This is a genomic window from Ruminococcus sp. XPD3002 (genome assembly GCA_900119535.1).
Taxonomy (GTDB): domain Bacteria; phylum Bacillota; class Clostridia; order Oscillospirales; family Ruminococcaceae; genus Ruminococcus; species Ruminococcus flavefaciens_H.
Genome location: FPJT01000004.1, coordinates 91,094 through 118,056, shown reverse-complemented (window position 1 = coordinate 118,056; position 26,963 = coordinate 91,094). Strand labels below are relative to the sequence as shown.

20 protein-coding genes are annotated in these 26,963 nt (G+C 47.9%); 8 read left to right on the top strand and 12 right to left on the bottom strand.

Annotated elements, in window-relative coordinates; all coding sequences use genetic code 11:
• Positions 1-179: 179 nt before the first annotated feature.
• The 3 genes from BT127_RS04890 to BT127_RS04880 all read right to left on the bottom strand — a co-directional run bounded on the left by BT127_RS04890 (position 180) and on the right by BT127_RS04880 (position 2,068).
• Positions 180-1,094 (bottom strand): prohibitin family protein, encoded by a 915-nt coding sequence (locus BT127_RS04890; protein ID WP_075423909.1) that lies wholly within the window; start codon positions 1,092-1,094, stop codon positions 180-182.
• A gap of 71 nt (positions 1,095-1,165) precedes the next feature.
• Positions 1,166-1,384 carry a DUF1269 domain-containing protein gene (locus BT127_RS04885; RefSeq protein ID WP_075423908.1) on the bottom strand — a complete coding sequence of 73 codons (219 nt, stop codon included), beginning with the start codon at positions 1,382-1,384 and terminating at the stop codon, positions 1,166-1,168.
• Positions 1,385-1,498: 114 nt separating this feature from the next.
• A complete protein-coding gene (locus BT127_RS04880) occupies positions 1,499-2,068 on the bottom strand; it encodes a DUF1836 domain-containing protein (RefSeq protein WP_075423907.1) in 570 nt (189 codons plus the stop codon).
• Positions 2,069-2,391: 323 nt separating this feature from the next.
• Between BT127_RS04880 and BT127_RS04875 the strand changes: the two genes are divergently transcribed.
• Complete coding sequence (locus BT127_RS04875; RefSeq protein WP_075423906.1) at positions 2,392-4,428, top strand: CotH kinase family protein; 2,037 nt, start codon at positions 2,392-2,394, stop codon at positions 4,426-4,428.
• 287 nt (positions 4,429-4,715) lie between these two features.
• Here the strand turns inward: BT127_RS04875 and BT127_RS04870 are convergent, their stop codons facing one another.
• Genes BT127_RS04870 through BT127_RS04860 form a run of 3 tightly spaced genes read right to left on the bottom strand, consistent with a single transcriptional unit; the run spans position 4,716 to position 7,643 of the window.
• Positions 4,716-5,789 (bottom strand): radical SAM/SPASM domain-containing protein, encoded by a 1,074-nt coding sequence (locus BT127_RS04870; RefSeq protein WP_075423905.1) that lies wholly within the window; start codon positions 5,787-5,789, stop codon positions 4,716-4,718.
• Between the two features lie 19 nt (positions 5,790-5,808).
• Positions 5,809-6,639 carry a dockerin type I repeat-containing protein gene (locus BT127_RS04865; protein WP_075423904.1) on the bottom strand — a complete coding sequence of 277 codons (831 nt, stop codon included), beginning with the start codon at positions 6,637-6,639 and terminating at the stop codon, positions 5,809-5,811.
• A gap of 56 nt (positions 6,640-6,695) precedes the next feature.
• The gene (locus tag BT127_RS04860) at positions 6,696-7,643 is read right to left on the bottom strand and encodes a dockerin type I repeat-containing protein (protein WP_075423903.1); all 948 of its coding nucleotides are present in this window, start codon (positions 7,641-7,643) and stop codon (positions 6,696-6,698) included.
• A gap of 553 nt (positions 7,644-8,196) precedes the next feature.
• Between BT127_RS04860 and BT127_RS04855 the strand changes: the two genes are divergently transcribed.
• Both BT127_RS04855 and BT127_RS04850 read left to right on the top strand, forming a co-directional pair.
• Positions 8,197-9,591, top strand: coding sequence for an MBOAT family O-acyltransferase (locus BT127_RS04855; RefSeq protein WP_075423902.1), 1,395 nt, complete (start codon positions 8,197-8,199; stop codon positions 9,589-9,591).
• A 29-nt stretch (positions 9,592-9,620) separates the two neighbouring features.
• Positions 9,621-10,571, top strand: coding sequence for a GDSL-type esterase/lipase family protein (locus BT127_RS04850; RefSeq protein WP_075423901.1), 951 nt, complete (start codon positions 9,621-9,623; stop codon positions 10,569-10,571).
• A gap of 271 nt (positions 10,572-10,842) precedes the next feature.
• Here BT127_RS04850 and BT127_RS04845 read toward each other — a convergent pair whose 3' ends face one another.
• From BT127_RS04845 to pth, 4 genes are all read right to left on the bottom strand, one after another.
• Complete coding sequence (locus BT127_RS04845) at positions 10,843-11,742, bottom strand: patatin-like phospholipase family protein (protein WP_075423900.1); 900 nt, start codon at positions 11,740-11,742, stop codon at positions 10,843-10,845.
• Positions 11,739-12,590: a hypothetical protein gene (locus BT127_RS04840; RefSeq protein ID WP_075423899.1), complete on the bottom strand. Its 852-nt coding sequence runs from the start codon at positions 12,588-12,590 to the stop codon at positions 11,739-11,741. The genes BT127_RS04845 and BT127_RS04840 overlap by 4 nt, the downstream gene beginning before the upstream one ends.
• Positions 12,591-12,752: 162 nt before the next feature.
• Entirely contained in the window at positions 12,753-16,211 is a 3,459-nt protein-coding gene (mfd, locus tag BT127_RS04835; RefSeq protein ID WP_075423898.1) for a transcription-repair coupling factor, read from the bottom strand.
• A gap of 21 nt (positions 16,212-16,232) precedes the next feature.
• Positions 16,233-16,859 (bottom strand): aminoacyl-tRNA hydrolase, encoded by a 627-nt coding sequence (pth, locus tag BT127_RS04830; protein ID WP_075423897.1) that lies wholly within the window; start codon positions 16,857-16,859, stop codon positions 16,233-16,235.
• 745 nt (positions 16,860-17,604) lie between these two features.
• Between pth and BT127_RS04825 the strand changes: the two genes are divergently transcribed.
• From BT127_RS04825 to BT127_RS04805, 5 genes are all read left to right on the top strand, one after another.
• Positions 17,605-18,615 (top strand): M42 family metallopeptidase, encoded by a 1,011-nt coding sequence (locus BT127_RS04825; RefSeq protein ID WP_075423896.1) that lies wholly within the window; start codon positions 17,605-17,607, stop codon positions 18,613-18,615.
• Positions 18,616-18,617: 2 nt separating this feature from the next.
• On the top strand, positions 18,618-19,637 hold the full coding sequence (locus BT127_RS04820; protein ID WP_075423895.1) for a M42 family metallopeptidase: 1,020 nt from the start codon (positions 18,618-18,620) through the stop codon (positions 19,635-19,637).
• The gene (locus BT127_RS04815; protein WP_075423894.1) at positions 19,634-20,434 is read left to right on the top strand and encodes a GNAT family N-acetyltransferase; all 801 of its coding nucleotides are present in this window, start codon (positions 19,634-19,636) and stop codon (positions 20,432-20,434) included. Before BT127_RS04820 ends, BT127_RS04815 begins: the two co-directional genes overlap by 4 nt.
• Entirely contained in the window at positions 20,424-21,704 is a 1,281-nt protein-coding gene (locus BT127_RS04810; RefSeq protein WP_075423893.1) for a methionine gamma-lyase family protein, read from the top strand. Before BT127_RS04815 ends, BT127_RS04810 begins: the two co-directional genes overlap by 11 nt.
• Positions 21,705-21,902: 198 nt before the next feature.
• The gene (locus BT127_RS04805; protein WP_075423892.1) at positions 21,903-23,987 is read left to right on the top strand and encodes a protein kinase domain-containing protein; all 2,085 of its coding nucleotides are present in this window, start codon (positions 21,903-21,905) and stop codon (positions 23,985-23,987) included.
• 368 nt (positions 23,988-24,355) lie between these two features.
• On the opposite strand, the gene BT127_RS04800 is transcribed toward BT127_RS04805, so the two are convergent.
• Together BT127_RS04800 and BT127_RS04795 are read right to left on the bottom strand one after the other, a co-directional pair.
• Positions 24,356-25,534: an iron-containing alcohol dehydrogenase gene (locus BT127_RS04800; protein WP_075423891.1), complete on the bottom strand. Its 1,179-nt coding sequence runs from the start codon at positions 25,532-25,534 to the stop codon at positions 24,356-24,358.
• Between the two features lie 13 nt (positions 25,535-25,547).
• Entirely contained in the window at positions 25,548-26,561 is a 1,014-nt protein-coding gene (locus BT127_RS04795; RefSeq protein ID WP_075423890.1) for an SDR family oxidoreductase, read from the bottom strand.
• Positions 26,562-26,963 lie beyond the last annotated feature (402 nt).

The window sequence follows — 26,963 nt, the reverse complement described above, 5'->3', positions numbered from 1 at the left end:
TGTTTACCCCATGTACGCTTCGGGCACCCCTGCCTTCGGCGTACTATTCAGCGGATACCCCTATCCGCATTCTTATCAGTTCCCAATGATCCTGTCATGTCAGACGAGCTGTCTCTCAGGTCCATGCAGAGGGAAGCCGGTGCGAACCTGAACTTCCCGTCCGCTAATCTGCTCTGAAATCATTCAGCCTCAGCTGTATTCTGTACAGGTGCGCTGTTCTGAGCGGAGGACGTATCGTCAAGCGGTACGTTTATAAGAAGTCCGCCGTCGCTGCCTGTGACCTTAGGCATAACGCCGTTCCATTTCTGGATCTGCTCATAAGCTATAACCTTTTCGGAAAGAGATTCCTCAAGAAGCTTGTTTGCGTCAGCCTGAGCCTGAGCCTGTTTGAGTATAGCTTCTGCCTCTGCATCAGCGGCAATGACCTTCTGTTTTGCATTGGCTTCTGCAATTACTATAGCCTGTTCCTGTTCTGTCTGAGTTTTAAGAAGATTCTGTTCAGCGACCTGTTTTGCTTCGATAGCGTTATTGAATTCCTCAGAGAAATCGAAGTTTACTATATTGAATTTCTCGATATAGATACCGTATCCGTTAAGCTTTGTATCAAGAGCTGTCTTGACCTCGTCGCCTACAGCGGCACGCTCTGTAATGAGCTGTTCTGCTGTATACTTTGCTGTTGCGGACTTCATGCACTCCTGCAATACGGGAGTTATGAGAACGGTCTGATAGTCGGTTCCGACGTTTTTGTACATATCGGGCGACTTATCCGAGATGAGTCTGTAGTTTACCGCAATTGTGCTGCTTACTGTCTGAAGGTCCTTAGAGACAGCCGATGCGGGAGTCTCATAAACCTGTATCTTATTGGACATAGGTTCAACTGTCTGTATGAAAGGCAGTTTAAGGTGGAAACCTTCACTCATGCTGCTTTCCGAGACCTTGCCCAGCGTAAGTACAACTCCCGTATTACCTGCGGGAACAACTGTGAATGAGCTGAGCAGAAGTCCGACAGCAATAACTGCTACGATGCCTGCCTTGACCCAGCCGAAGTTTCTCTTGACCGAGCCGTCTTTTCTTAATTCTTCAAATCTTGCCATATCTGTTACTCCTTGTCAGAAACAAAGCCGATGCTTTCAATGTGAAAGCGTATATAAGCGGGAGTCTTTCTTCAGTGTCTGCTGCGTCTGTGTTCTGCAAGAGCCGATACGATTCCCGATGCAGCTCCTACAGCCATTCCGATGAACATTCCCCCGGACATTGAACTGAAAAACAGTTCGCCGACCACAAGACCTACCAGCATACCAATAGTAAGACCTGCGGGGATATACATTGCAGCACTTTCTTCGTGTTCGTAATCGAACATCACTTCATTCTTTTCACTTTTCATACTTATCCTCCTCCCGCGGAGATAATATTTAACGTTCCCTGAACGGTTCTTTTCCGTGTTATGTGTAAAACTGCCGAGCAGTCCATTCCATTTCCGTTCAGAAGGATGATGTCATTACAAGCTGCTGACTATCTCTTCAAGCACCTTTTCCATTTCGGATTTGATATAAGCGCTTCTGTAAGCCATTACCGCAACATAAGCGGCTTTATGGAGCTTATCCGCATCAGAGCGGATATCAGCCTGACTCTTTTTCAGTTCATCAGAAATGATAGCGTTTATATCCTGCGGCTCGAAAGCCTTTTTGTCTTCTGCGGTGAAGATCATTCTGCAGAGGACGTTATAAAGTGCTATATCATCGATGATATCATCAGATGTATCTTCAACGTCGCCATTAATATAGGTCATAAGGTTTGCGATACTCTCAAGCTTCATAGCCCCGCGGAGCATATTGATGAGAAGTATCCTGAGTACCTGCTTTTCGGAGTATTTCTTTCCCTTTGTAGAGGACACCCAGCCGCGCTTGATCCAGTTCTGGATAGTTGAGCCTTCAAGTCCTGTGAGCTTCGAGAGCTGAGACAGTGTAAGACCGCCTGTAGCTTCGAGGACGGGCGAGATCAGCGAAAATGCGGATTCTCTTGCTTGTTCGGTATATTTGATTGTAGTACCTGGGATAAATTTGATCATGATCATTGAACTCCTCTCACGTGATGATATGATTATATCACAGGTTCATATGAACTTCAAATATAATCCGAGGACGATTCAAAGCGTTTTTTTATATTTTTTTGAATTTATCTCACTATTTTATCTGTTTTCACACTTTTTCAAGCTTTTTCACACCGATTTATCTTCTGTTTCCTTACTATTGTATAGAGCACCGTGATATCAAAAATTGCTTATTTATAATTTGTTAACAGATAATTGCGGTTTTTCATAGATTCTCTTGACTGACGGTCAATATTGTTGTATAATATAACTTGTATATTTTTAGTCAGGAGAAAAATACTATGCATTCTATATACAGAAAAAAAAGAACTGCCGCAGCTGTAATGGCTCTGCTCCTTACGCTGGCAGGTACAGGATGCTCGGATAAAAAGGGGAACGGTTCTTCATCAACATCTTCGGTATCATCATCAGAAGCCTCTGCTTATTCGGCAGATATCGAATCACCGACTTTTTCAGAGGAAAGCGGTTTCTACAGCGAACCTCTGTCCGTGGAGATAAATGCTCCCGAAGGCTGTACCGTATATTACACTACGGACGGCTCTATGCCCACACTTGATTCACAGAAGTATTCAGGTCCCATAAAGGTTGAGGACAGGTCCGAAGAAGACAACGTCCTCTCAACAAACATCAAAACTACCTATCCAAGCGCAGGTATGCTCTATGCACCGAAAGATCCCGTTGCAAAGGGCACTGTAATACGTGCTGCCGCTGCGGATAAGGACGGCAGACTCAGTCTTGTGGCTACAAAAAGCTACTTCATAGGCTTCGACCTTTCAGAGAGATATAACGGACTTCCCATAATCTCTATCTCTGTGAACGCCGACGACCTCTACAACGAAAAGACAGGTATCTATAACTTGGGCGAGGTCTGGGATGCTTTCAAGGACGATGAGGCTAATAAGGATCTCATCTCCTCAAATACCTACTGGAAGTATGAGGCTAACTTCACTCAGCACGGAAAAGAGTGGGAAAAGCCTGTACATGTCGATTTCTTCGAGGGCGACGGAAAGCTCGGATTCTCCGAGGACATGGGCATGAGGATAACAGGCAAGGCTTCAAGAGCTGCGGTACAGAAGTCCCTTAAGTTCTATGCACGTAAGGAATACGGCTCGGGCAAGGTGGACTACGAACTCATTCCCGATGCTAAAACGAGTACAGGTTCAGCCATAACAAAGTATGATACATTCGTTATAAGAAACGGTGCAAACGACAATCAGGGCACTAAATTCCGTGATCCCTGCCTTCAGGAACTGGTAAAGGACCGTGATTTCGAGACACAGCAGGGACGTCCCGTAATAGCCTTTATAGACGGCGAATTCTGGGGCGTATACCACATAAACGAGGACTACAGCGGCAAGTATATACAGGAGCGCTACGGCTATCCCTCAAAGGAAGTAGTCATAATAAAGAACGGCGAGCTTGAGGATGGTGAAGAATCCGACCTTGCAGACTATAAGGAGCTTCTGGAATTCGTCCGCGGCAACGACCTTTCATCTGCCGAGAACTACGAAAAACTCTGCAATATGGTTGATATACAGAGCATGGCGGACTATTTCGCAGCTCAGATGTACATAGGCAATGAGGATCTTTTCTATGAGGATTCCGTAAACAACTACCGTATGTGGAAAATGCGCAATAAGATTGATGACGCCGAGGGCGACGGACGCTGGCGCTGGATGCTCTACGATGTGGACTTCTCATCAAACGTTTACGGCGGAAATGAAGGCGGTTCAACCAAAACTATCGAAGATTCGCAATTCACCGACATCGATACCGTTATTTTCACAAAGACACTGAACGAGAATGAGTCTTTCAGACAACTTTTCTTCAACACTGCCCTTGATATAGCCAATAACAACTTCACAGAGGACAAGGTCGAGGCAATGATAGAGAAGTATAAGGAAATGTACATGCCCGTTATGAAGGAGCATTTCGACCGCTTCGGACCTGCCTATATAGTCCCCAGCTTCAGCAGCACATATCCTTCAAGCATCGGAACTCTGAAATCCTTCTTCCGCGGACGTACAGATGTATTCATCGGCGGACTTCAGAACGTACTCGGTGCAGGCGATATCTCCGATATGACATTATGGGTAAACGACCAGAGCATGGGTACCATAAAGGTGAATACGATATCACCGCAGTTCGTTGACAATAACTGGAAATGCAGATATTTCAGCGATATCCCCGTAACTCTCACAGCAGTACCTGCCGAAGGCCACACCTTCACAGGCTGGGTAGGAGACGCATATTCAACGGATACTACTATTGAAGTGCTGCCTCGTGACGTCTATGCAATACAGGCTGATTTCCAGTAAATGCAGTACGTTACAGTGGATTTATATGCATAAGCTTATATTATTTATCGGCGAGATCATTCTGATGAATGATCTCCCTGCTTTTTTTCAGAGCCTTTACTTTAAATTTTAAGCCTGACAGGGTACTCATGTAAAACTACTTGTTTAGTAATACTATAAGAGAGTACCCTGCCAGGCTTAAAATTTGGGGCAGAAAGTCTTTGGAAAAGGGGTTCGGGGGAAGAACCTTTCTTCAGAAAGGTTTTCCCCCGATAATTACATATGAATCTTTTGCATGTATATTTTTATCAGAACAGTATATCCTTGAAGCAGAGCAGCGGCTCGTGCTTATCGAAGTCCCAGCTATGGAAGGAATCTCCGTGGCAATACTGTCTTTCCTGACATGATGCGCATTTTTCGTTCTCTTCGCAGAGATCGCGTCTGAACTCCTTGAAACCGTTCTCCCATACATCCTTGAAGCGGTCTTTCAGGATATTTCCCTGTATGTGCTCGGGGCGGCGTTCGATGTCAAGACAGGCGGTGATATCGCCGTTTGCCATGATACTTGCAATGTATGTACCTGCTGTGCAGAGGAAGTACCAGTCGCGGACTTCTCTTTCGTATTCCATGCCGAGATAGTGGCTGCATCCGTAAGTTACGGGTTCGCCTGCGATACGCTTATTGCGGATATACTCGAACATATATTTATAGTCATCCTCGGTGAGGAGGTATTCAGGGTACTGTTTTGCACGTCCCATAGGCTCGATGTTGACGATACGCCATGAATCTATGTCCATATCGTTGAAAATGCGGTAGAGCTCGTCAAGATCGCCGATATTCTGATGTGTTACAACAGTTGTTGCCTGAACTGCATGGAAACCGCCCACGCGCAGGAGACTTTCTATACCGTCCATAGCTTTCTGCCAGCCGTTCGGAGTGCGGCGGAAAGCGTCATGGTGCTCGGCGAGTCCGTCGATACTGATCGAAATTGTATCCATACCGACACGTTTAAGGTCTCTTGCAACGCTGTCATCGATGAGAGTGCCGTTGCTTGTCATGCCCCAGTGGAATCCCAGCTCGGCAGCGGAGCCCATGATATCGAAGAAATCCTTTCTGAGAAGCGGTTCTCCTCCTGTTATGCATAGCATTTTGTTTTCAACACCGAAATCGCCCTTGACCTCTGCAAGGAATTTCTGGTACTGAGTGGGAGTAAGCTCCTCGGAATGAACGTCGCCGCAGCTGCTTCCGCAGTGGAGACATTTCTCGTTGCATCTCAGAGTGAGTTCGAGAAAGAGGTGCTTCAGCTGTGGGGTAACTTTAAGGCTTTCGCGGTACTGTCGTACCTTATTCATATCATTTATCTTGGTCTGAACGTTAAGCATGGATATTCAACTCCTTAAATTATTGTCCGAAAACCCACGGAGGGCCGTAGAGAGGTGTAGCCATTACAGAAGTAGTAGTTGTTGTTCCGTCGGGATGGTCATATACATCGTTGGTACCTGTAGTTTTTATGTCCTCATTGTTTTCGTTGTTCTGTGTCTCAACGGCGTCGGTCTTTCCTTCAAGGAACTTGTTGAGCTTTACTATATCTGCAATGGAGAATACGCCGTCCTTATTGAGGTCGCCTGCCCACACAAGCGGGAAAGTAACCATTGGATCGTTTTCATCAGGAGGCGAAACGATGAGCTGTCTAGCGGATACAAGATCGAAGGTATTAACTCTGCCGTCGCTGTTGATGTCACCGAAATACGGCTGAGGACCGTAAATTGGTCCGAGGTTTTCGTTTATCTCGGCGATAACTCTGTCGCCGGGTTCGAGTACCGGTGCAGGCTTGGTATTGGTAGCAGTAGTTGTAGTGGAATACATTTCCTCGGTATCCTCGTCATTCTGGGTTGTGGTTCCGAATACCCACGGAGGGCCGTAGAGAGGCGTAGTCATTACAGCAGTAGTAGTTGTTGTTTCATCGAGATAAGGATCCTCGTTAAACACTGTTGTAGTACGAGTATCTGCATCCTCGTTATCCTGAGGAGTTGTTGCAGGCTCGAACATCCACGGAGGACCATACAGTGGAACTGACATCGGCATAGTGGTAGTGGTTGTAGTCACAATAGCCGCATCGGCCTGTCTATTCTGCTGCGGTGAAGCGGCATCGGCTGAACCGGGTTCGGGCATGAAATTCAAAGCTGCTGCGAAAACTGCTGCTGTAAGCGCTGTTGCACTTGTTTTTTTCATAGGTCAAAACTCCTTTCGCAAAGTAGGAAAATCTGCCGGAATTTTCGCTTTTCCGATCAGCGTTCAAACATTGAAGGCGGACCGTATAATGCCGCATAAGTCGGCATTGTGGTTGCAGGTTCGGTAGCCGGTTCTGTAACCGGTTCTTCAGCATATTTCTTCCAAGTTTCTTCACGGGCTTCCTGAACTGCCTTTTCGTTTCCTGCAAGGTACTTGTTAAGAAGCAGAACGTCGGCTATTGAATACACACCGTCCCCGTTGAGGTCGCCGTGCCATACATACTGGAAAGTTGATGTAGGAGGAGTTACGACGGCTTGTCTTGCAAGGATAAGATCGAATGTGTTTACGACCTTGTCTCCGTTGAGATCGCCTGTATAGGGCATAGGTCCGTAGATCGCACCGAATGATTTGTATTCTGCAAGAACTCTGTCTTCAAAATCGGTAACGGGTGTTGTTACGGTATTTGCTTTGGTTGTAGTCTGTGTAGTGGTGGGACGTTCAAAAAACGGGTCAGTCCTGATGTATACAGGCGGACCGTACATAGGCTGTTCTTTGATATCTGTCAGAATGAATGAAGGAATTCCGTCAGCTGTAGTGGTAGTGGTTTCAGGTGTGAAAACGCCTGTAGGTATGGTAAATATTACCGAAGGCGGACCGTAAAGAGGCTGAGCATACAGATCTGTCTTTATAAATGACTGATATCCGGTAGCTGTTGTTGTGGTAGTTTCCGGATCGTCCTGAACAGCTGGCAATGTGAAGAATGAAGGCGGGCCGTAAAGTGCAACCATTAATTCTGTTGAAGGACCGTAGGTCGGTTCATCAGCAGGCTTTGTAAATACTGAAGGCGGACCGTAAAGGTCCTGAGATACCATAACAGCGGGATCGAAAGATGTTTCATTGTTGTTGGCGGACGCTGCATCGGCACTGATCCCGTTATCGGGGATAAAATTCAGCGCAGCCGCAAACAATGCCGCGGTCAGGGCAGTTGCATTGGATTTTTTCATGAACAATCGCTCCTTTCGTATTGTGGTAACGCAGATCGATACATATAATAGAATCTGTTGAGTTAATTATATCCCACAAATAAAGGATTGTCAATAAAAAAGCGAAAATTCGGCAAAAATTCTCCTGTATAAAACACACTCGCAATAAATGGAGCATTTATAACAGATTTTGAAAGAAAATTTTACGGCAAAAGGTTACTAAATGGTTACAAAAGGCGAAATCTGTTGAATTTACTGCGAATAACGTGTAGAATAGTATATAGGTCATCTCTAAAAACCCACTTTTAAGAAAAAACGGCTATGCTCGTCATATGCTGCGTCAAACTCCCTCGGAGTGCGACAGCACGCCTTCGGGAGCTTTCCTTGCCTCTGTCGCACCTATCTGTTTTTTCCTTAACAAAATGGGTTTTCAGAGATGCCCTATAGGCATTTTGTGATGGATATTTCAGCGGACACTTGTTTTTGTCCGTTTTTTTCTGATTCACGGACAAGCGCTCCGTGAACAGTTTCTTACCCCTCACTTTCCATATAGTTCAGATTAAAGGGTGATAGAATGGTTTTCAGCAGCCTGGAGTTTATTTTTATATTCCTTCCTGCATTTATGGCAGTATATGCCTTGACTCCTTCAAGGTATAAAAATGCGATACTTTTCCTTGGTAGTATCATCTTCTACAGCATGGGTGTTCTCAATAACCCGATATACATAATGCTGTTCCTTCTTACGATACTGTTCAATTTCATTATCGGCGAATTTATTTACTATAAGCGACGGTCCGCCAAGGCGTGGCTGACTCTCGGTATTATCTTCAACTTCTGGTGGCTTGTGTTCTTCAAGTATTCGGGATTCTTCCTGACAAATGCGAATGCACTCCTCCGGACGCATATGACGGTAAAGGATATTATCCTTCCTATCGGTATAAGCTTCTATACCTTCCAGAACGTTTCCTATATCATTGACGTTTACCGAAGGAAAACACGTTCGGAACAAAGTCTTGTGAACTACGGCGCATACATCAGTATGTTCCCTCAGCTCATTGCAGGTCCTATCGTTACATACGGGACAGTTGCGGAACAGCTGAAAAAAAGACAGCATACTCCCCGAAAGATAGAGAACGGTCTCAAGACCTTCACCATAGGACTCGGATACAAGGTCCTCATCGCAAACCAGCTTGGCGGTCTCTGGAGAGATGTTGCCAATATCGGCTATGAGAGCATTTCCTCAAAGCTTGCGTGGATGGGTATAATCGCTTATTCTTTCCAGCTGTATTTCGATTTCATGGGATACTCCTACATGGCAATGGGACTCGGTCAGATGATGGCTTTCGATATCCCGAAAAACTTCGATTATCCTTACCTTTCCGTAACTATGACAGAGTTCTGGCGCAGATGGCATATAACACTCGGTTCGTGGTTCAGAGAGAACATATACATCCCTCTCGGAGGAAACAGAAAGGGTACTCAGAAAACAGTCCGCAACTTCCTGATAGTATGGCTGTTCACAGGTCTCTGGCACGGCGCAAGCTGGAACTTCGTACTCTGGGGACTGGTGCTGTTCGGACTTATTATGCTTGAACGCTTCGTTATCGGCGATTTCCTGAATAAATACAGGATAGTCGGACACCTTTACATGTTCCTTGTGATTCCCCTTACCTGGCTCCTGTTCGCTATAACAGATTTCCACGAGCTCGGTATCTACTTCCGCAGACTTCTGCCCTTCCTGCCGCAGAAAACCTATGCGGTCATGGCTGACGACTATGTGAAGTACTGGGGCATCTACCGCAAATTCTTCATTGCGGGCATAGTGTTCTCAACAAGGATACCCGAAATGATATACAAGAAGATCAAGGGTTCGCCTTTCTGTGCGATACTGCTCCTTGCAGTATTCTGGGGATGCGTTTACTGCATGTACAAGGGTATGAACGATCCGTTCCTGTACTTCAGGTTCTGATGACAATTAAGGAGAAGGATGATAGATAAATGAACAAAGGCAAACAATACATATACACTTTCCTGCTTCTGATAACCTGTTTTGTGGCATCGCCCTTCATGTGGCATAAGATCTGGAAAACAAGTGCGGACGCAAAGAAAGAACCTGCTGTACCCGTTTCGGCAAATGTTACGCCGACTGCTCCTGCAGGGGAAGTTCCTGCGGCTACAGAGGCATCTACCGAGGGTTCTGCTCAGCCTGCCGTCAACTATACCGCAGGTTCGGTGAGCTACTTCGATGACGCTCTGTTTATCGGCGATTCACGTATGGTGGGAATCAGTGAGTACGGCTCGCTGAAAAATGCGGACTATTTCTGCAGTGAGGGACTTCAGGCAAGCAGGATAGCTACAGAAGCGGTCGACGGAAAAACTGTGGATGATGTCCTCAACAGCAAGACCTACGGTAAGGTCTATGTGATGCTCGGCATCAACGAGGTCGGAAATGATATGGACACAACGATATCAAAGTACAGTGCGCTTGTGAACGATATCAAGGCGAAACAGCCTCAGGCTATAATATATCTTCTTGCTAACCTGCACGTTTCCTCTTTCGTTGAGGACGGTATCATCAATAACGGCAATATCGATACTCTCAACAGCAGGATAGCTCAGCTTGCGGACTATTCCACAACTTACTACCTCGACGTCAACAGTGTATTCGATGACGGATACGGCGGACTCAATGCCGAATATACATCTGACGGCATTCATCCGCTTGCAAAATACTATGGTGAGTGGAGCGACTGGCTCTGCGCTAATACAGTATCGAAGGACGGACAAGCTGCTGCTCCCGAACAGGCAGAAGTTCCGCAGGATAATGCGGCAGAAGCAACAACTCCATTTGCTGCGGATGCACCGCAGGAAGCTGCTGCCGAGACTGTTACAACTGCCGCTGCCAACAGCAATTCATCAGGAAGCAACGACTATTTCTCGGAGTATTGAACTTGCGAATGATATAATGTAACATAAAGGAACGCCCTCTCTTGCAGGGCGTTCCCTCTTTCAAAACAGTCCACCGGACTGTTTTGAAATTCACCCTTTGCTGAGCGCTTCATATAGCAGGGCTCTGCCCTACCTTACCGGTCCGTCCCCTCTGTCAGCTTCGCTGACATCTCCCCACACTGTGGGGAGTCACCCGCCAAAGGCGCTGCCTTTAGAATCCCAGCATAGTTGGTTTTACAAAAAAACGAAAGCGGACTGTAAAGTCCGCTTTTTATGTATTATCATTCACCAGTGATATGAGCTCGTCCATCCGGTCTGTGGCGTCTTTGTATCCCAGCTCGATGTCATGCGCTATCTTCTCGCTGTTGAGATTCAGAGTTCCCGATATCATCCCTCCAAGGTCCTCGGAAGGTATGATATTCACTATCTTTGCTCCGCTGTAAAGCTTCTGGTCGGAGATATCCGCGTAGTTTTCAAGATGCACCGCTATTATCTTTCGGAAACCCTTTTCGTAAAGGCAGAATATTGGCGTATTATCGCCGTTTTCGGAGTATCCTCCGTCAAAGTACATGCCGTCATGTCCCTTTATGCGTATTCCCTCTGCGCCGCAGAAGAAGCCCGGTATCGCCGAGGATGCAAGTATTATCTGCTTTTTCTGTTCGTCGTCGTACCACGGATAGGGACGGTTAAGGTGGAAACATTCCGCTTTTCTGTCCGTCGGAGCGAGAAAAGTTCTTCTCACTCTCAGGCACATTATGTAAATATCACGCTGAAGCTTGTCGAAGTCGATATATCGGTCGATAAGCTGGGATATCCTCTCCTGCGTGAAGGGAAGTCCCTCAGCTACGAGGTCGCTGACCTGAGAGTAAACGCTGCTGCCCGTATCGTTTGACGAGGGTACGGTATTCATTCCCAGCAATGACTCTGCTATCCTTTTCATGCGGGACCTGTCGGGATTTACAAGGTCGGTGAATTTAAGCTCCTGCCAGACCTGTTCAGCATCTTTGCCCATACACTCCAGCAGTACGGCGTTGAGCGCACCTACGGAAGTTCCCGAAAATGCGCCGATATATCGGTCTATACCGTGCTCGCAGAGCGCTTTGTACACGCCTATCTCATAAGCGCCTTTTGCACCGCCGCCGCTCAGTACGAGTCCTGTAGCTTTTTTCATTGAGCTTCGGCAGCCTCTTCGGGTGTGCTTTCTTCGGAAGCTTCGGACGTATCCTCGGTTTCGGTAGTTTCGTCCGTATTGCTGTAGACTATCGGCAGTGACTCGCCGTTCTCGTCATAGAAAACGATATTGTCAAGGTAAAGGTTGCCCTCGTTCTGAGCGCCCCAGCGCATTATCAGGAAGGAAGCCTCGTCCATATCTGCATCCCAGCATATACCTCCTGCGGCAAGCAGGAATTTGAAGGTAACGTGGACAGGTCCCGACATTTCAAAGTTATATTCTCCGCCGCTGAATTCTGCGAAATCGTACCACTTGTCACCTGTGGTATTTGCTCCGCCTCCGCCGCCTATCCAGCCGGGAGCCTTAACGTTTTCCTCGGCTTCTGTAGCAAGCTTGTCCGATGTGGCGTCTGCGTAGAGGTCGAAGTCTATCGAGCGTACCTTTGCGACGTCCTCGGGGGAGAGGAGCTTTGCCGCATCTATCTGTATCTTCTGTACTGTTCCGTCTGCGAAGTTTGAACCGCTGTCTGTGAAGCGGAGCATCGGATTGCCCTCGAAATCGGCTATTTCCAGTGTACCCTGAGCGGAGTCCTTATCTGTAGTCTTTGCCTCGGCGAAGAAGAACTCGCCGTCATCGAAGGTGACTGTATTCGGATCGGAAGCCTCAGCAGGTACGGGAGGAATGAGCTCTTCCTCGGTTACTTCCTCTGTGGGAGCTTCTGTAGCTTCAGCGACTGTTTCTTCGGGAATAATGCTGCTTTCCGAAGATTTGCTGCCGTTTCCGCAGGCTGTGCAGAATGCAGCTATTGAAAGTGCAAGGGCACTTGTGATTATTTTTCTGTTATCCATAGATTATCTCCTTTAAAAGCAAGCCCCCACTGATGTGGAGGCATTCTTTGTTCATCACACGGGCATAGCCCTATTTTCATTTTAGCACAAACAGAAATTGTTGTAAAGTCGCAGTTTGAACAATAAAGTTGATTGTTTTTCTATGTATTGCACAAATTCTACTTATCTTTTTGCTGAACCGATTATGTCAACTACCTGTTTCATCATGTCGAAAGGCTTTATTTTTGCCTGAAGCTTAACCGAAACATAGGATTTTCCCGAGCCGTTGAAGGTTATCCTGCCCTTATACTCGTCCACAAGTGCAGCTACCTGTTCGGTAGTGAGATACTCCGTGAAGAAGTACATAGAGCCGTTTTTCTGGGATATCTCCGTAATTCCGAGATGTGCCGCCTTGTTTCTCAGCAGTGATACCTCGATAAGTCCGAGGACTGATTTCGGCGGATCACCGTAGCGGTCGATAAGTTCATCGATAAGGTCCATTTTGTCCTCGTCCGAAGTAACGAACATTATCTTGCGGTAAACGTCAAGGCGCTGATTGAGGCTTGAAATGTACTTTTCGGGGATGTGTGCGTCAATCTGTATATCCACAAGACACTCGGGTATCTTCTCGGGCTGCTCGCCTTTTTCCTCAGCGATCGCTTCGGAGAGCAGCTTCAGGTACATATCGTATCCTACGGCTTCCATGTGACCGTGCTGACTTCCGCCCAGTATGCTTCCTGCACCGCGTATCTCCAGATCACGGAGAGCTATGCGGAATCCGCTTCCGAACTGCGTGAACTCGCGCATTGCATTGAGCCTTTTGGTAGCGACTTCGGTGAGGACCTTGTCCTTGCGGTAGGTGAAATAAGCGTAGCCTCTGCGGTTGGAACGTCCCACACGTCCTCTGAGCTGATAGAGCTGAGAGAGTCCGAATCGGTCGGAATCCTCGATAATAAGGGTATTTACGTTGGGAACGTCCACACCTGTTTCGATAATGGTAGTGCAGACCAGTATATCTATCTCGTGCTCCACAAGCTGTTCCCAGATATCGGACATCTCGTCCTCGTTCATCTGACCGTGTGCATAGGCGATACGTGCGTCGGGAAGGAACTCCTGGAGCCTGTTCACACATGCGGTTATGGTCTCGACACGGTTGTGGATGTAGTATACCTGACCTCCGCGGCGAAGCTCCCTGACTATCGCCTGTATAAGAGTACCTATATTGTACTCGATAACGTAGGTCTGTACGGGGTATCTGTCCTGGGGCGGTTCTTCAAGTACGGACATATCACGTATGCCGCTCATAGCCATATTCAGTGTACGGGGGATAGGAGTAGCCGATAGCATCAGTACGTCAACTCCCGAGAAGGTCTCCTTGAACTTCTCCTTGTGAGCGACTCCGAAGCGCTGCTCCTCGTCGATTATGGCGAGTCCGAGGTCCTTGAATACAACGCTTTTCTGTATTATCTTGTGGGTGCCGATAAGGAGGTCGATGCGTCCCTGTTTCAGCTTCTTGATTATCTCCGCCTGCTGTTTCGGAGTTCTGTAGCGTGACAGAAGCTCCACATTTACGGGGAAGTGCTCGAATCTGCGGAGTGCGGTCTGGTAGTGCTGGAAGGCGAGCACCGTAGTAGGTGCAAGGAGAGCGCACTGTTTGCCCGAAAGTATGCATTTCATTGCCGCACGAAGGGCAACTTCGGTCTTGCCGAAGCCAACATCTCCGCAGAGAAGTCTCTCCATAGGACGTGGGCTCTGCATATCCGCCTTTATCTCCGCAATGGACTGTAACTGGTCCTCGGTCTCGACATAGGGGAAGCGCTCTTCGAAATCGTGCTGTATCTCGTCATCCTGATAGAATGCGAAGCCCTGACTTTTCTCTCGTTTTGCGTAGAGTGCGATGAGCTCGTGAGCCATGTCCTTGACTGCACGTTTTACGTTGCTCCTTGTACGCTGCCATTCGTTGGAGCTGAGTTTGTTCAGCTTAACTCCGCTGTCATCACGGGGACCGATGTACTTTGATACAAGGTCCAGCTGGGTTACGGGGATATAAAGCTTATCGGTACCTGCATACTGTATGGTAATGTAGTCCTTGGTAACGCCGTCGAATTCCAGCTTGCGTATGCCTATGAAGCGTCCTATACCGTGGGTGGAGTGTACGATAAGGTCGCCCTCGGTGATGTCCGCAAGTGAGCGTATCTCCTCGGCTTTGTTTTTCTTCTTGCGGCGCTTTTTCCTTATGGAGTCCATTGCCCGTCCCTGAGTTATGAGGACGGTCTTGTTATCGGGGTACTCGAAGCCTCCGCTGAAGCTTCCCGACATAAGGCAGACACGTCCCGGGACAGGTACTATATCATCGGATGCAAGGTCGCATGGGATGCCGTTGTCGATGAGGTCCTGCTGTACTATGGGGAGAGTCTTTTCGCTTCCTGCTGCAAGGATTATGCGGTATCCCCGTGACTTGTACTCGGTTGCGTCCTCTATGAGCTGTTTCAGCTCACCGCTCCAGGGAGCATTCTGCATCGCTTCAAAGCTTACCAGTCTGCGGAAGCTGACTCTGTCGCCGCTCTGCATGAAGCTGCTGAGGTAGAGGCAGTTCTTCTTCTCTGCAATAAGCTGTATCTGCGGAAGTTCGAGGATATATCCGTCCAGTCCCTTGCAGAGCTGACCGTCCTCCATGAGTATGCGGACATCCTCGTTGCTGCGTGTTGTAACGCCGTTTGCGGAGTCGAGAATAGCCGAGTAGTCGCTGTAATACACGATACCGTCGATATAGTCGAAAACTGTTGAGGGTTCGCCGTACACAAGGGGATAGTATTTGACTCCGTGAGCCAGTATCTCTCCTGCACGGAGCCTTCTTACGTCCGCACCGAGATGCTCGCGGATAAGCTCCATACGCTTGCCCCTTGCCTTTTTGCAGAGTTCCTCTATCTTGTCTGCAAGCTCCTGACCGTCATACAGTATCTCACTTGCAGGGGAAATGTCTATGCTTTCAAGTTTTTCCTCGGAACGGCGCTGGGTATCGGTATCGAATTCGGATATAGAGTCCGCTTCGTCGCCCCATAGCTCTATACGTATCGGTTTATCCGCCTGAACAGGGAATATGTCCACGATAGAGCCGCGTATGGAGAACTGTGAAGCGCCCTCGACCTTCTCGCAGCGCTGATAGCCGCACTGTGCAAGACGCAGACTCAGTTCCTTTGTGTCTATCTCGCCTCCTGCCTTTATGGTGATGCCTGCGGCTGTAAGGACTCCCACAGGTATAACAGGCTGCATTACCGCTTCGATGCTTGCACATATGACTCCGCAATCCTTCTTCGCTGCACGTGAGAGGGCGGATATACGCATATGCTCGTACTCGTGGTTAGCGCTGTCCACGGGAGTGAAAACAAGCTCCTTTGAGGGGAAGAGTACTGCGGTCTCGGTCCCCGACATCATGTTGATATCGTCGCAGAGGCGTTTTGCTTCCGCCTCACTGCCTGTTATGACGAGGTCCACTTTTCCGCTGTTGAGCGCATATATGAGCTGTGCCCTGTGTATATGCGAAAGGCCCGTCACTGAGACGGGTGAGATGTTCTTATTCAGCGCTTCGCTGAGGCTTTTGCAGCCTTGCAGCTCGGCGAAGAGTTCTTTGAATAATTTCATGATATCGCTCCGTTTTATCGGTTATGAATTGAATTTGTTCATAGCCTCGTCGGTCTTGCCCTGTACCATGAGTTCGATGCACCGGCAGGCATTTTCAGCGGCTTCTCTGAGCTTTGCCGAGTCCTCCTTGCCGAATTTGCCGAGAACCCATTTTGCAAGGTCGTAATCGGGGTGGGGCTTTTTGCCAACTCCCATTTTGATACGGGGGAAATCGTCCCTGCCTGTAAGCTCGATGATGCTTCGTATGCCGTTATGACCGCCGTGACTTCCTTTGCGGCGTATCCTGAGCTTTCCGGGATCCAGCGAGATGTCATCGTATATGACTATCAGGTTCTCTGCGTCTATCTTGTAGAACTCCATTGCCTGTACCACGGATTCGCCGCTGTTGTTCATGTATGTGGTAGGCTTCAGCAGAAGACAGCGCTTTCCGCCTATCACAGCCTCTGAGGTCTTGCCCTTGAACTTAAGGCGGTTTATCTCGGTGCTGTACTGCGAAGCAAGTGTATCGATCGTGAAAAAGCCTGCATTATGACGGGTGCCGTCGTATTCCATACCGGGGTTGCCGAGTCCGACTATTATATATTCTATTTTACCATTCGACTTGTTAGAATCAGAAGCTATCCTGTCGAAAACATCGAAAATACTCATTTTTATTTCTCCTTATTGACCTGTGAACAGGTAGTAAATGTGCGCTCAACAACAAAAATCGGCTTTAAAGCATGGTTTAAAGCCAACGGATCGTCCGAAAGGTAAAATCGAGCACAAACTGATTATAGCACATACGGAGACGGATTTCAAGAAGATTTTATGATTTATCTGTTATTCATCTTGTAGGGACTGCCTTTGGCGGTCCGCAGATAACCACATAATCATAATGAACCGATTGCAGGGATGGTCATTAATATTTTAGTTGTCAGAATGGGGCGATGTAGGCATCGCCCCCTACACAGCAACATGGAACACTATGTACAGTCAACAACAAAGGACTGCCAAAGGCAGCCCCTACAGGATATCAAGGTTACGGATAATTGTGCATTTATCCCATTTCAAATCCGTCCCCGACATGGGACACAATAATTATTATTTATTCATTATTCGTTATTCAATATTCATTAATTCAATACATGCGGACGGCCATTGGCCGCCCATACACTGCTTTCTGATCACTGATTACTGAAAGGGGCATCGAGTACGCCGTCCCCTACACTAAGTTCTTAGCTCTGAGTTCTTATAACTGTTTTCTGCGCTCTGACAACTGATTCGTGAATTTCGTGCGGCTTGACCTATTGAATTTTCTTGTAAGACCTGATATAATGTATATTGGTGTTTTATTGCCGTTGTTTTTTCAGTGAAAGCGGCAGTATGTATGAAGAAATGAAAGGACTGTTTTGATTTGGATCTTAAAAATACTGTAATATCACTCTCTGAGATCAGCGGAGCCTCGGGCGACGAGAGCCGTGCCGCACTGCTTGCAAGAGATCTGCTCAGGGAGTATTGTCCCGATGCTGAGATAGTAAGCGGAAATGTTGTGGGTACTTTCGGAGAGCAGAGAGAGGGACTTCCTCTTCTTGTGCTTGACGCTCACATCGATCAGGTGGGAATGATTGTAACATACATCACGGACGAGGGATTTGTCAAGGTCGGCAATCTCGGCGGTCTGGACCGCAGGCTTCTCCCTGCACAGGCTGTGACTATACACGGTAAAAAGGATATAAGCGGAGTTATCTGCTCTGTACCTCCACATCTCTCGGGCGGAAGCGGAGAGGTGCTTCAGATGGACGATATTTCCGTCGATACAGGCATGACTAAAGAGGAACTCGAAGAAATTGTGAGCTTCGGCGACAGCATAACCTTTGATGTTACATGTCGTCCCCTTGCAGGAAACCGCATTACAGGCGGCGCTATGGACGATCGCTGCGGTATCGCTTCTATCCTTGCGGCTCTGGATATGCTTAAGGACTGCAAAACTGCCTATAACGTGAAAGTCATTTTCTCCGCTCAGGAGGAACTTGGCGAGAGAGGCGCAAAGATAGGCGCTTATGCTCTGAACCCCGATATCGCTCTTGCAGTTGATGTAAGCTTCGCTTATGCCATAGGTGAGGACGAAAAGAAGTGCGGATACCTGGGAAAAGGTCCTATGATAGGCATTTCTCCGTCACTTTCCCGTGAGATATCGGATAAGCTCACAGATACCGCCAAAAACTGCGGCATCCCTTACCAGACAGAAGTCATGAACGGTCTCACCTCCACAAATGCGGACAGGTATTCCGTAAGCAGGGGCGGCTGCAAGGCATGTACTGTGTCCATTCCGCTCAGGAACATGCACTCTCCCGTTGAGGTCATAGACCTTGAGGACGTAAAACTTACCGCAGAACTGCTTGCGGCATTTATCAGGGAGGTGTAATTATGAAGGAACTGCTTAAGGAACTCTGCCTTATCGACGGCGTCTCAGGTGACGAGAACGCAGTACGTGAGGCTATAACAGAGAAAATAAAGGACGTCTGCGAATACAGAGTTGATCCGCTGGGAAGCCTTATCTGTTTCAAAAAGGGCAGAAAGGCTCCCGAAAAGAAGCTGATGATATGCGCTCATATGGACGAAGTCGGCTTCATCATCACATCCATACGGGGCGACGGTACCCTTACATTCGGTGCAGTGGGAGGGATCGATCCCTCTGTTGTCATCGGCAGACAGGTAAGAGTCGGAAAGAAGCGCATCAGCGGAGTTGTTGGCTCAACTGCTGTGCATAACCTCTCAAAGGAGGAGCGTGAAAAGGCTCCGAAAATGGACAGCCTTTACATAGATATCGGCGCATCGGACAAAAAAGAGGCGGAGAGCCTCGTTCAGCTTGGAGACTGCGCTTACTTCGATTCACGTTTCACCGAACTCGGCGAAAGACGGATAAAGTCCAAGGCTATCGACGACCGTGCAGGCTGCGCTATGATGATACGTCTGCTTCACGAGGAGCTTGAGTACGATACATGGTTCGTGTTCAACGTGCAGGAGGAGATAGGCCTCCGTGGTTCGACTGCTTCGGCATTCTCTGTAGCTCCCGATATGGCGATAGTGCTTGAAGCTACTACCGCTGCGGATATCGACGGCGCATGCGGTGCCAAGAGAGTCTGCTCACTGGGCGGAGGTCCTGTAGTGGGATTCATGGACAGGAGCACTGTTTACGATAAGGAGCTTTACCGCCTTGCCTTCGATACAGCTTCGGCTAACGGCATACCATGCCAGACCAAGACTATGATAGCAGGCGGAAATGACAGCGGAGCTATCCACATAAGCGGAAAAGGCGTCCGCACTATCGCAGTATCGGTGCCGTGCAGATACCTCCACTCGCCTTCCTGCGTTATAGAGACTGAAGATATGGAAAATTCCTACAGCCTTGTAAGGCTGCTTGCAAAGAGGATGCATGAGATATGATTAAACAGATCAGATCAGAGGACGAGCTTGACCGTCCGCTGCTGCTGGAGACGCTTCTCGGCAGAAAGATGCTGGCTTACATGAAAGCCTACGGTCCGAACTATGATTTCTGCCGTTTCTATAAGGTCACGGACGAATCAGGAGTCGGCTACATGTTCTTTATGAATGCCACAATGATCATTTGTACCGACGGAGAGCTTGAAGCTACCGATGAGCTCCGCATGTTCGTGAATATGAATATGCCATTCCGTGTTGAGGGCAACAGAAAGGTGCTGGACGGTCTTATCGGACTGGAACGCTATCAGGTGCTGAACAGGACGATATTCGAGCTTATACCCGATGAGAACAGCTATAAGTTCGCAGAGGAATATGTGAACTTCGATCCCTATCTTCCCGATGTGTACAAGATACTAAGCGAGGGATTCCCTAATATATCGGACTTTTCGCTGTGGTACACCGATACCTCACACAGATGCCGCCACGGTATAAGCCGTGTATTTACATACAGAGACTCCACTACCGCTTCCGTGGTATTCGACATAGAGAACAGCGTACTCATCGGCCAGGTGGCTACAAGACTTTCGGCAAGAGGAAGCGGCTATGCCCGTGAATTCCTCAAATGGCTGGCACTCTGGCTGAACGGTCTCGGTAAAAGAGCCTACCTTCTGGCACTGGATGTACGTGTCAGCTTTTACCGTGAGATAGGCTTCCGTGAAGTGGAAAAGGAGATAGTCCTTGAACGTATCGACGTGGATAAGGACAGCGTAATGAAAGGAAAACTTGCAGATGAACACTAAGATAAACGAATTGTACGGATTTTCACTAAAGCTTGCAGAGCTTGCCGCAAAAGCGGAGGAAGCCTGCGGAGATTCATTCAGAAGGATAGAGGCTAACGCAGAATACTGCGGAGCCAAGGTACTTAAGGCTTTTTCCGATAACAAGGTCAGCGAACCCTGCTTCTACGGCTCTACGGGCTACGGCTACGGAGACATAGGCAGAGAAACTATCGACAAGGTATTCGCTCAGGCTCTCGGTACCGAGGATGCTCTTGTGCGCTTCAACTTCGTATCGGGTACCCACGCTCTGTCCGTAGCGCTTTTCGGCGTTCTCAGAACAGGGGACAAAATGGTATCTGTCACAGGCAAGCCTTACGATACGCTTGAAGAGGTTATCGGACTTGCAGGCGAAAAGGGTAACGGTTCACTTATGGACTACGGCGTTGAGTACGGTCAGGTGGACCTTAAAGAGGACGGAACTCCCGACCTTGAAGGCATTACAGAAGCGGTAAAAGGCGCAAAGGTAGCTTACATACAGCGTTCGAGAGGATATTCTCTCCGTCCTGCCTTCACCGTTGAGGATATAGACAAAATGGTCAGAGCCATAAAGAAGGGCAACCCCGATGCTATCGTAATGGTTGATAACTGCTACGGCGAGTTCGTTGAGGACAGGGAGCCTTCCGAGGTCGGAGCTGATATCATCATCGGTTCTCTCATCAAGAATGCAGGCGGCGGAATCGCACGTACTGGCGGATATATCGCAGGAAGAGCGGACCTTGTGGAACTTTGCTCCTATCGTCTTACCTGTGTAGGTATGGGCAAGGAGGTAGGCTGTACTCTCGGAATGAACCGTGAGATGCTCCTGGGACTTTTCTTTGCACCTGATGTAGTCGCTTCCGCAATAAAGACATCCGCATTCGCAAGCGAACTTTTCACGCTTCTCGGCTTTGAGTGCTCACCCCGCAAGGACGACAGCAGGGGAGATATAATAACTGCCGTAAAGCTCGGCGACGAGGAGCATCTTACCGCATTCTGCCGCGGTATACAGAAGGGCGCTCCCATTGATTCCTTCGTAACTCCCGAACCGTGGGATATGCCCGGCTATACGAGTCAGGTCATAATGGCGGCAGGTGCCTTCACTATGGGTGCTTCCATCGAGCTTTCTGCGGACGCTCCTATCCGTGAGCCTTTCGCAGTATGGATGCAGGGCGGTATCACCTATACTTCGGGAAAACTCGGAGTTATGCTCGCAGCTCAGCAGATGATAGACGAGGGACTTATCACCCTTTGATGAATTGTTACAAAATAGTATAAAAACCTGCTGAATTGTTACAAAAAAAATACAAATTCCAAAGAATCCGTAATAAGACGCTTTTAACGGTTGACTTTTTCGGGATTTGCTGATAAAATAGATATGATACGATAGCGTAAGTGTCTATCGGAGCAGTAAGTTGTGCTGCTTATCAATTGTCAAGAAGGAGGATCTGCTTTGGGAGAACTTAGATTTTGCTATAAGTGTATGGAACAGTATGATTCGGATAAGCATGTCTGCCCAAATTGCGGATATGATGAAAAAACTCCTCATAATCCGATGTATATAGCCCCCGGTACTATTCTCCGCGACAGATACCTCGTCGGCGTTCTTCAGGAGTATAACGGCGAGGGTGCAACATATATCGGCCATGATCTCTCAACGGGTACAAAGGTGCTTCTCAGGGAGTATATGCCTATAAATCTCTGTACAAGAGTCAAGGGCAAGGCCACTATCAGTGTAAACTACAATAACCTTGCGAAATACAAGGCTTTCATGGCAGAGTATACCGAGCTGAACAAGTCACTTGCAAGGCTCAGGAACAACTCCAATATTGATCCTGTTCTCGATATGTTTGCAGAGAACAATACTACATATACCGTTTTCGAGTACATCGACGGCGTTAAAATGCTTGATTACCTCAAGGATAATGCAGGTGAACTCACCTGGGAACAGGCTTCGGCTATATTCCCTCCGCTGTTCACTACTATCGGCATCCTTCATAACGCAGGTATCATCCACCGCGCTATCAGTCCTGATACGGTGTATATCACCAATAAAGGCGAGCTTAAGCTCTTCGGCTTCTGCATCTCCGCTGTAAGAACTGCAAATGCAGGTCTCGAATACGAGCTCTTCAAGGGCTATGCGGCTCCCGAGCAGTATTCCGCAAGCAGCAGCAGCCGTCAGGGTTCATGGACGGACGTTTACGGCGTAAGTGCTCTGCTTTACCGTGCTGTAACAGGATGTATGCCTGTGGATTCGGTAAGCCGACTCAAGCATGACGACCTCTGCGAGCCTTGCAGACTCAATAACAGCGTTCCTCCACACGTTTCAAAGGTCATCATGGACGGCATGAACCTTACGGGACGTGACAGGATACAGACTATCACAGAACTGGTAACACGCCTTTTCGAGCAGCCTGCACCTGTGAAGCCTGTGAATCAGAATCCCGCACCTGCACCTGAGAATGTCCGCAATAACCGCGAACCTCAGATCAGCGAGCCGCCTCAGCAGAACGTTTACAACAACGGCGGTTACAATAATAACCCCTACGGCGGTAATAATTACGGCTATCAGCAGCCGCAGCAGTATGCTCCGCCTCCGCCGCCTCCAGCACCGGTTTACGAGCCGCGTGAGGAAGAATACCGCTATGAAGAAGTTAATATAGTTGACCGTATAAAGGTGCCTGTTATAATCGGACTCCTTCTTCTGGTCATTCTTGCGATAATAGGTACTGTTATAATCAATATGGTATCTCCGGGAAGCCTCAGCAACTCATCATCCAGCAGTTCTTCTGTTTCGGATAACATAGTTACAGGCGAAGCTGCGGATGCAACAGAGCCTACAACTCAGAAGCTTGATACCGAAATGCCTGATCTGGTCGGCAAGTTCTATGAGCTCATCGAGCAGAAGTATAAGGATTACTTCACTTTTGAAGCTATATATGACTATAACGACGAGTATGAAGCTGATATGATCTTTGAACAGGATATCGAGCCCGGTACTCAGATAGCACAGGGCAGCGTTGTAAAGATCAAGGTCAGCAAGGGCAATGAAGGCGCTATAATCCCTGATTTCAGCGGTCTAACCCTTTCACAGTACGAGAACCGCCTTAAAGAAGCAGGTATCTCAAACTACTCGCTTATCGCTTCCACAACTTCATGGGGAAGCCCGAATACCGTAACTATGCTTCAGGTGGACGGCAATATCGTAAGCGCAGGAAGCTACTTCAGCAACAAGGAAGGCAAGAAACTCATCGTTTACTACATGCCTGCGGATGCTACAGCTGCACCGCAGCAGGCAGCTAATAATAACGATACCTCTTATGTTGCTCCTGCAACGGATGCTCCTACAGCAGCACCTCAGCAGCAGCAGCCGTCTCCGACGGAAGCACCGTATGTTGCACCTACAGATCCTCCTGCACCTCAGCAGCAGGAACCGCAGCAGCCTGATCCTCAGCCGGAAGTTCCTGATACAGGAAACAGCGATCCTAACACTGGCGGAGATCCTAACAGCGATACTCCCGAATACGGAATCTGGTAAAAGGACTGCATTAAGAGCGGTATATTTAGAAGTTTAATATGTATTATCAGGGAATACCTTTGAATGAGGTGTTCCCTGATTCTTTTCTGAGCCTTTACTATAAATTTTCAGCCTGACATGGCACTCTTGTAAAACTACTGTTTTAGTGATACTGTGAGTGAGTGCCATGTCAGGCTTAAAATTTGGGGCAAAAAGTCTTTGGAAAGGGGTTCGGGGTGACTCCCCGCAGTGCGGGGAGATGCCGAACAACGTGAGGCAGAGGGGACCGCCTCCGTCAGAGGGAACCTTTCCTCAGAAAGGTTTCCCCCGATAAATTCACATAAAACCCTATATGAATATCTCTGTGTTAATGTTGCCCTTTAAGTTTATCAGAGTGAAGCATTTGCGGCGATGTTGTATATCTCTGTGATATCGGCTGCGGAAAGTGCTACGAATCCGCCTGTACGTCCGTCGCCTATGCCGAATTTCTCAACAAGTGCAGGGATGTCCTCCTTCTTTGCGCCAAGCTCCTCGAAGTTTATCGGCATACCGATGCTGTGAAGGAAGCTGCGGAAGCGTGAGATACCTTCAAGTGCGGTAGCTTCGGGATTCTCGAAGTCCATCTTGCAGCCCCATACTCTTACGGCTGCCTGTGCAAAGCGCATTACGTTGTGCTTGTATACGAACTCCATCCATGCAGGCATTATAACTGCAAGTCCTGCACCGTGAGCGCAGTCGTAGAGGGCGGAAAGCTCATGCTCGATGCCGTGGCTGTTCCAGTCCTGCTGTCTGCCGACGCCGACTATATTGGTGTGAGCTACAGTACCTGCCCACATTATGTTAGCTCTTGCCTGATAGTTTGAAGGATCGGCTATAACTCGGGGAGTCTCCTTTATCATAGTCATGAGGACAGCCTCGCAGAGACGGTCTGTTATCTCAACTTCCTCGGTGTTTGTGAAATAGCGCTCGAAAACGTGAGCCATTATATCAGTAGCTCCGCATGCTGTCTGATAGGGTGGAAGGGTGCATGTAAGCTCGGGGTTCATTATAGAGAAGCGGGGACGGATAAGATCCGAACCTGCACCGCGCTTAAGTCCGCCTTCTTCCTTGGTGATGACCGAGTCGCCTGAACCTTCACTGCCTGCGGCTGCAATAGTGAGGATAGTAGCAACGGGAAGTGCTGCCTCGGGACTCTTTCCTGTATAGAAATCCCAGAAATCGCCGTCATACGGAACTCCCATAGCTATTGCCTTTGATGAGTCGATTACCGAACCGCCGCCTACTGAGAGGATGAAGTCCACCTTTTCCTCACGGCAGAGATCGATTCCCTCGTATACGAGAGTATCTCTCGGATTCGGCTTAACACCGCCGAGTTCAACGTACTCTATGCCATTATCCGAAAGTGACTTTCTGACTCTGTCGATAAGTCCGCTCTTAATTGCCGAGCCTCCGCCGTAGTGGAGGAGCACCTTAGTACCGCCGTGCTTCTTTACGTATTTGCCTGCCTCGTTTTCCGTACCCTTGCCGAATACGAACTCGGTTGGGCTCCAGAACTGAAAATTATCCATTGTTTTTACCTCCTCAGAACTCTATCTTAGCGGAATTTTCCATTGCTTCCACTACCTTGTCGCACCATTTGTCAAATTCATCGTCATCCTGCTGACAGTCGGGGTGTGCGAGAATGTACTCAACTGTCTGACGGATTCCCTGATCTGCACGTACCGTTGCCGTAAAATCGGGGACTGCACGTTTTATCTTGGAGTTGTCGAATACTACCGTAGAAGCCTTGTCGCCTATCAGTGTGCCTTCAAAATCATAGGGACCGACCTTGCAGAGCCATTCTGACGGTACGTGGCAGGCTTTGAGTTCAACTCCGAGAGTATCTGCGATTATCTGATATATCTGATTCCACGTAACGCTTTCGTCCGAGGTTATATGGAAAGCCTGCCCGATAGCGTGTATGTTGCCGATAAGTCCCGCATAAGCCTTTGCAAAGTCTGTATTATGGGTAATGGTCCAGAGCGAAGTGCCGTCGCCGTGGATTATTACAGGCTTGCCCTGTATCATGCGCTTTATTACCTGCCAGCTTCCCTTATCGCCGTGAACGCCCAGCGGTACCGACCTCTCATCGTAGGTATGACTGGGGCGGACTATAGTTACAGGGAAACCATTCTCACGGTACATACGCATAAGGAACTCCTCACAAGCTATCTTGTCACGGGAGTATTTCCAGTGGGGATTGGAAAGGGGAGTGCTTTCGGTGATGCGGTAATCCGAAAGCGGCTTCTGATATGCAGAAGCGGAGCTTATGTAGATATACTGCTTTGTTTTGCCCTTGAACAGTCTGTAATCCCTCTCAACCTGTTCGGGGATGAAGCCGATGAATTCTCCCACAGCGTCGAAGGACATATCCTTCAGCTTTTCAGCTATTTCAGCTTCATTGCTGATATCGCCCTTTATTACGTTTACGCCTTCGGGGAGAGCGCCGTTGCGGACTCCGCGGTTAATGAGCCAGAGATCGTGTCCCTGAGCTGACAGCAGACGGGTTATAGCCATACTTATAGTACCAGTTCCGCCGATAAGTAAAATTTTCATGTGATCACCTCTTGGATAAAATGTTCTATTATTATAACATAAATCTTTAAATCATGCAAGGCGTTTTTTGTTATAACTGCAAATTTTAAAATGATTATTTTTGTAAATAATATCAGAGTTTTAATTAATCAACCGTTCGGATCATCCCATATATAAAAATGAGTATTGAATAACGAATAATGAATAAATGATAATTGTGGTATCGCTTTACGACGATGAATTTGAATGTGGTTTACTAAGTTCTTAGCTCTGAGTTATTAGTTCTTATAACTGCTTTCTGATTTCTGTTAACTGATCATTGTATTTTGTGCGGCTTCTGTGAAAAAAATTTTTTTCTTCTTTACAAACTGCGGAGAATCTGGTATAATTATACTGAATAAATATGTTTGAAATGAGGAATAA